Here is a 12,887-nt window from a genome sequence, read left to right as displayed (position 1 = left end):
ATTATTCTTTAACGCCGCCTTCCATCACGCCGCTGGTATAGTACTTGAGAATGATGGGATACAGCATAAGAATCGGAACCATGGCGACCACGATGGTAGCCGCTTTTAACGCATTGAAATCCAGCTGCGCCACATTGCTGTTCTTGAGTAGCTCCGTAATCCCCACAAGGGTTGAGGTGTCCCGCTCGACGACAAACTGTCTTAGCAGCACCTGCAGCACCGTCTTGTTTGGACTGGACAGGAAAATGCTCGATTTGAAAAACTCATTCCATTTGGCAATGGCATAAAACATGCCGATGGTAAGCAGCGGTATCCGCGACAAAGGCAGCACGATTCGGACAAAAACGCGCATATGCCCTGCGCCGTCAATTTTGGCGGCTTCCATTAACGATTCCGGAATTTCCTCGATGAACCGCATCATAATGACGAGATAAAATACGTTGACCATCCGGTATAAAACCATGGACCACAGGCTGTCGAGCAAATGCAGATCTTTCATCACAAAATATTCCTGCACGTAGCCGGGTTCAAAAATCATAATGATGATTAGAAAAATCATGATCGGCGTTTTGCCTACTAGATTTTTCCGGGTCAGCACATAGGCGGTAATCGTCGTGAAAAACAGGCTGAAACAGGTGCCGACGATCGTTATAAACAACGAATTGCCAATGGCTTGTCCGACAATCGGGTTGCTCAGCACCACCTGGAAGTTGATCAGCGAGAACCCCTTGGGAATGACGCCAAGTCCGGTCAGCTCATGCACCTTGTCAGGATGGGAAAAGGCTCTGGCGAAAATATTGATTACCGGGATGAACATCGCCAGCGCAATCAAGCTCAGCACCAGTCCGATCGCCAGCTTGGGCAGCGTGAATTTTTTACCTACCACTTGATTACCTCCCCTACCATGCGCCTTTGCCGGTCATTTTTTTCGATAAGAAATGGGTGGACAGAACCAGAATCACGCCGATGACGCTTTTGAACAAATTCGCGGCGGTAGCCAAGGAATATTGGCCGTTCAAGAGACCCATGCGGTACACGAAGGTATCGATAATATCGATGTGACTGGCGACGGAATCGTTCGTGAAGTTCAGGATTTGATCCAGTCCAGCGTTCATGATAAAGCCGATGTTCAAAATAAAAATCGTTACCATCGGAATAAACAGATGCGGCAGAACAATCCGTGTCATGATATGCCAGCGTCCGGCGCCATCCACGCGCGCCGCTTCATACAGCGTAGGGCTGATGCCGATGATCGCCGCCAAATAAATGATGGAATCCCATCCCATGCTGCGCCAGGCTTCACTCGCCACCAGCACCCAGCGGATGCTGCTTTTTTCCGTCAGGAAATCATGAGCCTGAAATCCGAAAAACGTCAGAATTTGATTAATGGCTCCGGTCGAAGGCGACAAAAATTCATACCATACGCCGGCAATGACGACCCAGGAAAGAAAATGCGGCAGATAGGACACGACCTGAACCGTTTTCCGAAAACCGCTGTTCATAAACTCATTCAGAGCCAGGGCGAATAAAATCGGAAGCGGAAAAAGCAAAAACATCTTCATCGCGCTGATGACCAGCGTATTCACGATAACCTGGGTGAAAATAGGCGTATTAAACAGCTCCTTGAAATGCTTGAAGCCAACAAAAACATCGTCGCCAATAATGCGGTAATCGTAAAAAGCGAGCTTCATCTCGTAAATCGGCCAAATATGAAAAAGGGCATAAAATGCGATGGCCGGCAGCAGCATCAGATACAGGATTTTGTCGGCCCGGATTTGCTTGAGCTTGGAAGGCTTCGGGTCTGCGGGCACCGTTCTCATCCTGCTCATACCTCCACCTCCAGGTCCATCAGCGGCGCATGCTGCTGCGCCCCGTAAACGTCGCGGTCCAGAAATGAACCGGAAGACACGCCGCGGGCAAAAGTAACTTTAAATCCCAAAGCTTGATCGAAAAAAACGATTTCCGTAATCTCCTCAGGCGCAATATTGTACAGTTTGGAAATCGTTTCTTTGTTGATGATCCCGGACTGTTTGATCTTGTTGTAGGTTGCGGCATGATCAAACAGGGCATCTACCGTAATTTCGAAAGGGCCGCTGTTTTTGCTGCGCAGCACGGCGGCAGCATCGTATAACTTCATCTCGATCCCCCCTGAATGAATTCGCAGGTGAACATTTCAAGCGCATCACGGGTTTCCATCAAATGATAAACGGAAAATTCATAGACGGCGCCAAACGGCACATCGCTCGGGGCAAACGGAAAAGCGAGATTCCCCGCCGTTGCTTTCCGTCCCTCGTAACCGTAATGCAGGAAGGTGGAACGGGCCGAGCTGCAGATCATATCGGCCAGCTCCTGGGTTTTGGCTACGACATCGACCACGATTCCGAGCTCATGGCCCGGCGTCGGTGTAGGTTCCAGCTGTCCCATGACCCCGTTCAGGCCGTAATTGATAAAACGAATCTCGTAATCGCTTTCAGAAATATCATCGTAATACTCTTGGACCTGCTGCCTGACGAGTTCCTCCACTTCTTCGATTCTCGAAATCAGCAGAGGATCGCGGACGCCGGCGACGACAAATGTGCGGTAAGCGGTTCTCATCGCCCCTTCAAGTTTGATTTTGTAAACGTGCGTTTCATGAACTCTGCTGCCCCGAACCTCGACGCTGCCGTCTCCGAGTTCCGTGAATGTACACTGCTCCAGATCGAGAATCAATCCCGGTCCATGCAGCAAATATGGATGATCCTTTTCGTAGAACGTGTGCGCCGCGACCGAGATGGTCGTGCACTTCCGCTTGTCATTCAGCGGCTTGATAATAAAGGAGTCTTTTTTCAAAATGCCGAGCATGGAGTCCTTGGTCGTTCCGGGATCGGCGCATAACGCTGCACATTCGAGGATTTTCCCGAGATGATAGGATAAGGCCGGATCGAAACCGTTATGGATGGCTGCTGCCGCAAACGGCGACGGATCATAGGCCCGTCCGCAAATAATGATGTCGGCCCCCGCCTCCAGCGCTTGGATAATCGGCTCGTGGCCCATCTGCGCCACAATGCGGGTGGTCGCTTCAAGCCGCTCTTCAGTCAATGGCTTCACCGTCATATTCAGCGGCTCGCATTGGCCGGCCGCCAGACTGGCCTTCACCGCCTCATGCGGAATATCCGCCCAGATGACCGCGATATTCAAATCGCTAAGCCGGTGCTCTTTCACGATTTCCATCACGATCGACTGCGTCCATTCCACATGAATCCGGGCGCCGCTGCCGCCGGCCGAGCCGATGATCACCGGGATGCCGGCTGCCGCTCCGGCCGTAATCATCAGCTCCAGATCTTTTTTGCAAGCCTGTTTGCTGACGATGGCCGTCCCTGCGCCCAGCTTATGCGGTCCGGCATCCGTCGATCCGGCATCAACGACAATGGCGTCCGGTTTATGCTCCATTCCTTTCTGAAACGAAGCTTTCGGAAATCCATATCCGAGCATGCCGCACGGCGCTAAAATTTTGTATTCCTCCATGTTCATCTGTGCCTCCCTATTATGCATTTCAGGATTTTGCTAAATTCGATTCGAGGACGCTCCCTCGCTTTTTGGATTTTTGCAAAATCCTTATTTACATGTATATCCGCATCGTATCCTGGTCGGGCAGCGACGGCTGCGCCCCTTCCCTGCTGACGGTAATGCCCGCCGCCAGGGAACCGTAACGGATGGCTTCGATCAAGTCCTTGCCCTCCGCCAGCGCGACGGTCAGCCCGCTAATAAAGGAATCGCTCGCCGCCGTTGTATCAACCGCCTGAAAATCCGCCGCGTCGAAATACTGCTTCGTATCCGCATTGACAAGCAGGCAGCCTTTTTCACCAAGCGTCACAATGACGTTTTGATAGTTCATGTTCAGCAATTGGTACGCTTTTTCCTCAATGGTTTGCCCGCCCGGCAGCATCAAGGCCAACTCTGTTTCATTGGGAACGATCAAGAAACCTTCATCAAAGTTGTCGAAATTGAAGTTATGCGCGGGTGCCGGTTTGATGATGAGTTTGACGTTTTTGCGTTTGCAAATGCCCGCCACATAACGGATCGTGTCCGCCGGAATCTCCATCTGCACCAAACAATAGGACACCTCGTCAAAAATCCATTCCATGCTTTGCGCTTGCTCCCGGCTTAATCTGGAATTGGCCCCGGGGTTAACGACGATGTTGTTTTCCCCTTTGTCGGACACGTGGATATAGGCATTCCCCGTCGGCAGCAATTCATCGAAGATAACCCCGCTTGCATCCACGCCGTTTTTGATCAGGCTATTGTACAGCTCCCGGCCATATAAGTCGTTTCCGACCCTGCCGATCATATACACCTTTCCCCCCAGCTTGCCCGCGCCAACCGCCTGATTCGCGCCTTTGCCGCCGGCAGCGTTTTTGACATCCTGGGCCAAAATCGTCTCTCCTACCTTCGGGATATGCGGCACCCGCATGATGATGTCCATATTCAAGCTGCCTACGATGGCGATTTTCTCTTTTGGCGTCAGATCGATATGAGGCGGTGCAGCTACGCTGTCACGAACGATGATGGACGGCTGGAACACCTGCTTTTTTCCTTTTTCCTGGTTCCGGATTTGGTCAAGCAAGGCCATCACCGCCGCAAAACCGCTTTCATAAAACGGGAACTGCACCGAGCTGAGCGTCGGAATGACCAGCTTGCAGATGTCGGAATCGCCAAAACCAATGACGGAAAGCGCCTCCGGAATTCGAATCGCTTGCTCGGCCCCCGCCGCATAGACACCGCATGCGATTACGTCGCTGCCGGTTGCGATCGCTGTCGCTCCCATTGACAACAACTGCTTGGCGCCTTCGTATCCACCCGACTTCTCGCTGCCGGATGCGCTTTCAAAAATGAGGCTTTTATCGAAGTTGATGTGGTTTTCATACAGCGCCTTTTTATACCCTTCGAACTTGGCGATCTCGGGCGCATGGTCTAAAGGACCGCCAATAAAACCGATCCGCTCATGCCCCTGCTCGGCCAAACACTGAACAGACATATACATCCCCTGCTCAAAATCGGGCGCCAGATGCTGCATGTCCGGCCCGCCTCCTTGGTGATCTACGACCACCATCGGCCAATCTTCACCGGCTTGGGCAATGGGCGTTTCCTGTTTGCGCTCCGAACCTGAATTCGGCACAAACACGACACCTTCCGCATTGCGGTCCCGGAGCATTTTAAAATAACCTTTTTCCTTCGACGCAAGACCATCCGTATGGCATACGATCAGACTCATCTCTTCTTGATATGCCGCAGCTTCAGCTCCCCGGACCCACTCCTTCCCGGCAACCTCGCCGCATGAAATCACAAGCCCGATCGTGTCGCTTTTCGCCCCCATCCGCTTGACGACTTTGCGGTACGGGATATAGTTGTTGTCGCTGATCACCTTGTTAATCTTGGCCCGCGTCTCTTCGCTGATATCCTGATCCTTGTTGTTCAACACTTTGGAAACGGTTGCAATCGACACCCCTGCAAGTCTAGCTATATCTTTGATCGTTACGGTGCTTGAACCGGAAGATTCTGAAGGACTATACCATTTATCCATCCTACGACCTCTTTTTATTCAACTGTTAATCCATTATGAAATTGATTCCTGTAAAAATGATTTGGGATGAGCGGCTCATACCGGCGGGAGTCCTGGAGTCTGACCGATGAGCCTAATGATTCATAAAGTCATCCTGCTTGCGTGTCTATATAAGTTGAACCAATGATTATGAACGGAAGGAGGCAGCCGGTTGAAATGTTTCTTTCGATCGCTGTTGCTCCCAGATTTCTATGATTGGAACCTATCTTAGGTAGAAATCCGCTCACAAAGGCGAACGCTTCGCTTCTCCAGAATCATTTCCCCCTCTTGCCTGTCCCTTTTCATTTTCTTTAGTTCAACTTATATAGTTCAAAAGATGTGCTGTTCTGAGATGGTAAGTTAGTCTTAGCTTGGTGGCGAGTTTGTCTGAGATGATTTGATGTTTTTGTATTGTCTTGATGGTGAATATGTCTGAGATGAAGTGAGTTTTGTCTAAGATGAAGTGAATTTGTTGCTTTGATGGCGGGTATGTCTAAGGTGAGATAAGTAAAATCTGAGCTGAATTGTCGAACTGTTGGAAAATGGTGGCGAAACTATTTTAGTAAAATGATTTCGTGACACCAACTTAGCATGAAAAATATGCCGCGTCAATCATTTTCTTTGAATAAATATACGCTCAATATATTGAATTGGGGTCATGATCTTGTCGAGTGCTGCAGTATCCATTACCTCCCATCACTAAAAATGGCGCCTCGTTCTACAAAAAGCTGCATAATTCTGCATCCCGCCCTTCCTGGGAAAATGGTTCTACACATAAAACGCAATCAATTTAGTTATATAAGCCCTATACACGACCAAAATTATCCAGTATGCTCAGACTACATCACAGACAAATGGAGACAAGCAGCCCGGGGTAAGAACATTCCATGCATCATGAACGGTCTCTTTTCGAAGCGGATGTTTTTATTTGCCCCAAAAGTGTAAGCGCTTAAATTGTGAGAAGAGAGGAGGAAGATCAGTCCGAGTATATAATCCTTATTTTGTGGTATCCGTTTTCACCGGATAATTTCTTCTTTTTTCAAAAAGTTAAAGCGCTTTTATTATCTCTTTACAGTCCGCACATTGATGTGTCGGCAACAAAAAATGATGGAGGGATTTATGATGAATACGACAACCGATAAAAAATCCACCCCAAAAGGAAGATTTACGGCGATCCTGCTCAGTTTCGCCCTGCTCGGCTCCATTGCGGCTTTTTCCGGTCCGGTGCAAACGAAAGTATATGCGGATGATGAGGGAATTCAAACGGAAATTCAGGATCCTGCGGAGATTGGAAACGACGATCCTGACATTGAAGCAGGCGAAGCCCTGACGCCCGCAGACAACGATGTAAGCAGCTACGAGTTTGCAGCAGCCGAAGACCATGATTCCAAATTTTCTCCCGCTACCCTGCAATTTTTAAAAGCCAATACGAGTCTCGACGGGGAACAATGGGATAACATCATGAAGCTCGTAAACAAACCGGAACAGGACAACCTCAACTGGACCGAATTCTATGGATACTGTGAGAGGCTTCCTGATAAACGTGGATTTACCATCGGAATTTTCGGTGCAACCACAGGGGGGCCAAACGACGAAGGACCGGATGGTCCCGATTTGTTCAAAGAATATGACCGGGCTAAAGGAGCCAGCAACCCAAGCGTTGAAGGCGCACTCAAGCGGCTTGGCATCAACGGAAAAATGCAAAACGGCATCCTGATCATCTCGGACAGCGACAGCAAATTTATCAAAAAGATCAACGGTCTCCAAAATGATTCCGCCTGGAGAGAAGCCATGTGGCGCACATTCTACAACGTCTATATCCAATACAGCGTCGAGCAGGCCAGAAAACGCGGCTTCAATTCGGCTTTGACCATCGGCTCTTTCGTCGACACTGCGCTGAATCAAGGCGCGACGGGCGATTCCAACACCTTGGAAGGTCTCCTTTCCCGCTCGGGCAGCAGCAAGGACGAAAAAACATTTATGACGAAATTCTACGCGGAACGGACCAAAGTCGTCGATACCCATGATTACAACACGCCGCCAAACGGCAAAAACCGAGTCAAACAATGGAGTACCCTTATGAGCATGGGCATTACCGATCTGAAAAATGCCGACGCTGCCATCAAGAAAGTGACGAATTGGGAAATGAAATAAACCCGGGTAACCGGAACAGCGTAAGCACGGAATTGAAAAGGACTGTTTCTGAAAACTGAAAGCGGGTTTCGCGGGAGCAACGCGAAAAAGGATCTTCCTTCAGCCTCATAGGCCAGGAAAGATCCTTTTTCGCGCTCACATCCGTTGTCGCTTGCTTGCGGCTGGCATGTGCGTTGCCGGGGTTAAAGCCCATATGCTAACGCACCATGATGATGCGGCAGCGAGCAACGAATAGATTACCGTTTCAAGCTTGTTCCCGGGGTCAACGTCCAGCTCTGTCTCGGCTCGCCGGCCTTGGCATCGCTCAGTTGAAGCTGCCCGTCGGCCGATACCTCGAGCGCCTTGCCGTTAAAGGCGGAGAGAATCGCCGCGTTGCCATCGGCATCCGCCGTCACATTCCACCGCTGGTTATCGTAGCCGAGATAATCGTATAATTGCAGCTTATTTTGGCCGGTGTCGATGTCCAGCGCTTTGCCTCCCTTCGTCCGGATCGAATACGATTCGTCTCCTGCGGGCACGAGTACCCACTGCTGATTGGTGGACCCGTCAGGCGTACGCAGGGCGACAGGCTCGCCGTTTTGCGATTGGGCGGCATGAAGGGCCAGATGCGCGCCCGCATTGACGAAGATTGTTTCGACCAGGCGTGCCTCGGACATGCCGCTTGCCTGCACATGTTGATAATATGCGTGGCCGTCGAACACGTTCACGCCGAACCTTCCCTCCGCAAACGTGCCGTCATGGACGTCCACGACCTGTTGGCCGTCAACCCAAGCTGCGATATGAGGGCCATCCGCCTGGATTTTCACATGATACGTTCTTCCGGGTTGAATGAACCGCGGCAGCTTCGCCAGCACCTGGCGTTCCTCGAAACGCCCGTCAACCATATAGAACAACCGGATCGCCTTCAAGCCAGGGTCGAGATTGAAGTAATAACCGCTGCGGCCGTCTTCGCTGGCACGGAACAGGATCGAGCCCGCGCCGCCGTCTTCGCCAAGCCGCATATCGGCCTCATAGGTAAAATTCCCGGCCAGCTCGGCCGCCATGTAATTCGCGTCGCTGGCATAACTTCCCCGGATTCCCTGCTCCGTGACGACCCATTTCCCTGCAGCTGGACTCGGCTTCCATCCGGTCAGATTCGTGTCGAACGTCCCTGTAGTGACGCGAACCGTCATGCTTGCGGACGTTTTGCCATTCGGCGAGAAAGCCGTGATGATGGCTTCGCCCGCTTTTTGGGCCCGCACGACCGCATGCCCTTGTACCTTAGAGGCGACGGCAACGATATCCGGACGGCTCGATGCCCACTTGATCAGGCTTGATGCTGGATGCGCAGTACTCGCATATGATGCGTATACGTCCTGCATCTGCCCCTGGGACAGCTCCAGCGCCGATTGATCCATGACGATTTCAGGCGAGGCGAAGCCTTCCCTCCAAGTATTCCGCATGTCGTAAACCTGAAGCGATACGACTCTCACTTGGCCGTCCTTCGTGTAAAAGCTCATGCCTCTCCGGGCTTCATCCGGAAAAATGAGATCGGAGAACACGACCCTTCCGTCGTTGCCGAACACTTCCACCGAGGATTCATCCACAAAAATCCGCAGCTTGACCCGGTTGTTCACCGCCGCCAGGGATGTTTCATGCCGGGTCGAGAATCGGCTCGAAAAATCGGTCGTTCCCGAAGCCGAACGGTCCACGAACAATTGCTGGCTCCCCGGCTTGTAACCAACGATGGTTTGCTGGTCCCCGCCTTGACGGAGCCGGAATCCGAATTCCGAAGCGCCGGCGTTGGCCGGGAGTTCGATTTCGGCCTCGATTTCGTATGCCCCGGAGGCGAGCCCCTTCAACATATTGTCCGAATTCGCCGCGACCTTCCGATTGGCAATTTGCAGCAGCGGGCTGCGAAGCGACGCCAATTCGTCGATCGGCTTTTGATACATGCGGATGCCTTCATCCGTTTTTTTCAGCGAGATTTCCCTCGGGATCGTCAACTGCCCCTTCCAGCCCGTCGTCGGGAAGCTGAACGGGTAATCCCAATTCGTCATCCAGGCCAGCATGATGCGGCGGCCGTCCGGCATATCCGAGAACGACATCGAGGCATAGAATTCCTTGCCAAAGTCCGTTCGCAGCACCTTTCCGGCAGGATTGTCATTGACAAATTTCCCTTCCGGGGTCAGATCGCCGATAAAATACTCCGCATCCGAGCCCTTCGTCTTCGGATTCGCGCCTGTGCTGATCATGAGCACCCACTTGCGCTGGCCCGTAGAATCCACCTGCAGTTGGAACAGATCCGGGCATTCCCAGACGCCGCCGCGCACGTAATCGCCGTAGCCGAAATTGTCCGTCAGCGTCCAATCCAGGAGGTTGGTCGAGGTAAAGAAGCGGATATGATCCCCGCCGGATACGACCATGATCCAGCGTCCGTTAGCTTCGTCCCGCACGACTTTCGGATCACGAAAGTCCCAGCCGCCGGGATCATTACCGTTTTTGCCGGGATTCTCGATGACGACAGGGCGGTCTTTGGCATACTCCCATGTCCGACCATGATCCGTGCTGTAAGCGAGCCCGATTTTTTGGTTGCCGTTCGGCAGATCCGGGCTGTAGGACGTGTAGTATGCGATCAGCCCTTTCCCGCCCACATTCCCGAACAATCCGGAGGCATTCGTGTTGTCGGCTACCGCGGAGCCGGACCACACATGGCCGAGATCGTTCCAGGGAAGCGCGATCGGCAGCGCCTTCCAGTGCACAAGGTCGCGGCTGACCGCATGCGCCCACTGCCCGCCGTCTTGGTGAAAGAGATGGTATTCCCCGTCGAAATACACGAGCCCGTTCGGATCGCTGGCCGAACCGCGCAGGGGGCTGTAGTGATAGTTCGGCCGATAGGTTTCTTCGTAATAATCAGCAGCGGCCGTAATGTATGTATCCTGAAAGTATGCCGTTCCTGCGTCCACCTTCATCCCTGCGAACCCGTCCCGGAAGCTGCCGTCGTTCACGTCGATGGCCGCTGGCTCATATCCGTCCACAAAGACCTGAATCCGCTGTCCGCTCGCCTTGATTTCGAGATGATGCTTCGCGCCCGGAATGTTCGGATAGGTGTTCCCCGACGTCTGCAGCACTTTGCCGCCGGCATTGCGCAGCTGCACGCCGATCCGGTCGCCTTGGCTGACCAGAACCGCTTCGTAGCCTGCGGAGCCCTGCGCGCTGCCGCGGAACACGAGTCCCGCCGACGCTCCAGGCTGCAGGGTAACGTTAGCTTCGTAGATCCCGTCGGCGAACCGGCCATCGCGCATTTGCCGGGCGGCTTGTCCGACGGCGGCCGTTCCTTTCCAGCCTTTGAGATCCGGCTGCCAACTTCCCTCGGTTGCCGATGCCGCTCCAACGTTACCGTTCAGGCCGCTGACCTGGATGTTCTGGAACAGTACCGCCCCGTCCCACACGTGAAGGCCGAGCCGTCCCGACCTGTGCGCGGAATCCCGGACGTCGATGACCGGCTGATAAGCGCTGCCCCAATAAACCTTCAGGCTGGAACCTTCGGCCTTAACCTTCAAATGAACGATATCCCCGGGCTTCACGGAAACCGGTTTCTCCACGTTCAGCTTTCCGTCACCCCCGCCGGCGTCCTTCAGCCGCAGCACGCCGGCATCCGGCACGATTTGCAGCATGTAGGAGGACCATCCGTCCTCGCTGCTCCGAAACAGCAGCGTCGCGTCCGGATGCGTTCCGTTTAGAACCATCATGTCCGCTTCATAGACGAAATCGTCCGTCTGCGTATTCGACATCGCGATCACGTTTTCCATCGGGTCCGAAGTCAACAGAAGACCGTCGGCCGTATACTCCATACGGCCTTGTCCCTGAGCCTTCCATCCGCCCAAATTAGTATTCACCGTATTCATATTGGCCTCCTTCTGTCCCTTCGGCGCCGGCTGAAGCGGTTCGGCCGAGGCTTTCCCGGCGTCAGCCTGGAACGACAACGCCACAGAAGCAGTCAACAGGCCGGTTAAACATAACGAAAGGATTCCTCTACTTGTCTTCATTCGTTCATACGTCCCCTTCTCATCCTTATAGAAACCGCTTACAAGAAAAGCGAATCATTCACTCTTCCCCCGCTGAGGAAGAGTGAATGATTCAAATATATGATGCGGCTTGGCGGGACATTGAACTGATCCTGGTCAAGCTGCATGCGTATCATCGCCTCGCCGGCGTTTCGCCCAGCGCTTCCAATCCCAGCGCGAGCGCGCCGTATAATCCGGCCTTGGCTCCAAGCCGCGGCGGAACGATATAGTCTTCGATCCGCTCCGTGATTTCATCCGCCTGGACGTAGCCGTTCAGATTCCGCGCCACCGCCTCGCGAATAAGCGGAAACAGCTGCGGCTGCTGCATGACGCCACCGCCAAGGATCACCTTCTCCGGCGACAGCATCAGAATCGCGCCGGTGACCGCCTGCGCGATGTAATACGCTTCAATCGCCCAGGCCGGATGATCCGGCGGCAGCACATGCCCCTTGGCATGCCAGCGTGCTTCAATGGCCGGTCCCGCCGCCATCCCTTCCAGGCAGTCGCCATGGTAAGCGCAGCCTCCCGGATAGGAATCCTCCGGATGGCGCTTCACGGGCACATGGCCTCCCTCCGGATGAACCAGGCCGTGAACGAGTCGGCCGCCGGCATATACGCCGACGCCGATGCCCGTGCCGATCGTAAACGCAGCTGTCCAGCCCTTCGGCCGCTCCCCAAGCCGCTTCGCCGAAGGCCGCGGCATTAACGTCGGTATCCCACCCGAACGGAACGCCGAAATGTCGGCGCATCGCGTCGAGGAAAGGGTACTGAGCCCATCCCGGCTTGGGCGTGGTCGTAATAAAGCCGTAAGTCGGGCTGTCCCGCCGCAGGCCCACCGGACCGAAGGAACCGATCCCGATCGCCTCCACCCGGTTCTTTTTGAAATAAGATATCACTTGGGGCAGCGTCTCTTCGGGATGCCCGGTCGGAAAGCTGATGCTGTCCTCCATCAAGCCCGATTCGTTCCCAACCCCGCAGACGAATTTGGTACCGCCTGCCTCTATGGCTCCGATCCGCATGTGTCGATGCTCCTGTCGTCGTTTATTTTGTTACGGAATCACTCGCCAACTTCGCCGAGCGTTCGTCCATCGTTCATCTATCATTTTCTT

At 53.4% G+C, this 12,887-nt stretch carries 7 protein-coding genes and 1 pseudogene; 1 reads left to right on the top strand and 7 read right to left on the bottom strand.

Translation table 11 applies throughout. The annotated features are described in order from the left end of the window. Position 1: 1 nt before the first annotated feature. The 5 genes from L6442_RS05795 to rbsK form a co-directional block, all read right to left on the bottom strand. Complete coding sequence (locus L6442_RS05795) at positions 2-886, bottom strand: carbohydrate ABC transporter permease (protein ID WP_194231955.1); 885 nt, start codon at positions 884-886, stop codon at positions 2-4. Positions 887-899: 13 nt separating this feature from the next. Continuing rightward, complete coding sequence (locus L6442_RS05790; protein WP_237100238.1) at positions 900-1,829, bottom strand: ABC transporter permease; 930 nt, start codon at positions 1,827-1,829, stop codon at positions 900-902. After that, the gene (locus tag L6442_RS05785) at positions 1,826-2,137 is read right to left on the bottom strand and encodes a DUF4387 domain-containing protein (RefSeq protein ID WP_212981340.1); all 312 of its coding nucleotides are present in this window, start codon (positions 2,135-2,137) and stop codon (positions 1,826-1,828) included. The genes L6442_RS05790 and L6442_RS05785 overlap by 4 nt, the downstream gene beginning before the upstream one ends. Beyond that, complete coding sequence (locus L6442_RS05780; RefSeq protein WP_212981341.1) at positions 2,134-3,510, bottom strand: acyclic terpene utilization AtuA family protein; 1,377 nt, start codon at positions 3,508-3,510, stop codon at positions 2,134-2,136. Before L6442_RS05780 ends, L6442_RS05785 begins: the two co-directional genes overlap by 4 nt. Before the next feature lie 88 nt (positions 3,511-3,598). Continuing rightward, positions 3,599-5,560, bottom strand: a complete 1,962-nt coding sequence (gene rbsK, locus L6442_RS05775) for a ribokinase (RefSeq protein WP_212981342.1) — start codon at positions 5,558-5,560, stop codon at positions 3,599-3,601. Between the two features lie 1,137 nt (positions 5,561-6,697). Between rbsK and L6442_RS05770 the strand changes: the two genes are divergently transcribed. Further along, on the top strand, positions 6,698-7,732 hold the full coding sequence (locus L6442_RS05770; protein ID WP_237100237.1) for a chitosanase: 1,035 nt from the start codon (positions 6,698-6,700) through the stop codon (positions 7,730-7,732). A 236-nt stretch (positions 7,733-7,968) separates the two neighbouring features. Here the strand turns inward: L6442_RS05770 and L6442_RS05765 are convergent, their stop codons facing one another. Beyond that, positions 7,969-11,760: a GH32 C-terminal domain-containing protein gene (locus tag L6442_RS05765; RefSeq protein ID WP_212981343.1), complete on the bottom strand. Its 3,792-nt coding sequence runs from the start codon at positions 11,758-11,760 to the stop codon at positions 7,969-7,971. A 151-nt stretch (positions 11,761-11,911) separates the two neighbouring features. Continuing rightward, positions 11,912-12,797 (bottom strand): annotated as a pseudogene (locus L6442_RS05760) (ROK family protein). Positions 12,798-12,887 lie beyond the last annotated feature (90 nt).

This window comes from Paenibacillus azoreducens (assembly GCF_021654775.1).
Lineage (GTDB): Bacteria > Bacillota > Bacilli > Paenibacillales > Paenibacillaceae > Paenibacillus_AQ > Paenibacillus_AQ azoreducens.
This window is presented reverse-complemented; position numbering and strand designations above follow the sequence as displayed.

Coding starts and splice junctions, on each gene's coding strand:
- L6442_RS05765 (WP_212981343.1), bottom strand. CDS start 11,760: ATGAAGACAAGTAGAGGAATCCTTTCGTTATGTTTAACCGGCCTGTTG.
- L6442_RS05780 (WP_212981341.1), bottom strand. CDS start 3,510: ATGAACATGGAGGAATACAAAATTTTAGCGCCGTGCGGCATGCTCGGA.
- L6442_RS05785 (WP_212981340.1), bottom strand. CDS start 2,137: ATGAAGTTATACGATGCTGCCGCCGTGCTGCGCAGCAAAAACAGCGGC.
- rbsK (WP_212981342.1), bottom strand. CDS start 5,560: ATGGATAAATGGTATAGTCCTTCAGAATCTTCCGGTTCAAGCACCGTA.
- L6442_RS05790 (WP_237100238.1), bottom strand. CDS start 1,829: ATGAGCAGGATGAGAACGGTGCCCGCAGACCCGAAGCCTTCCAAGCTC.
- L6442_RS05770 (WP_237100237.1), top strand. CDS start 6,698: ATGATGAATACGACAACCGATAAAAAATCCACCCCAAAAGGAAGATTT.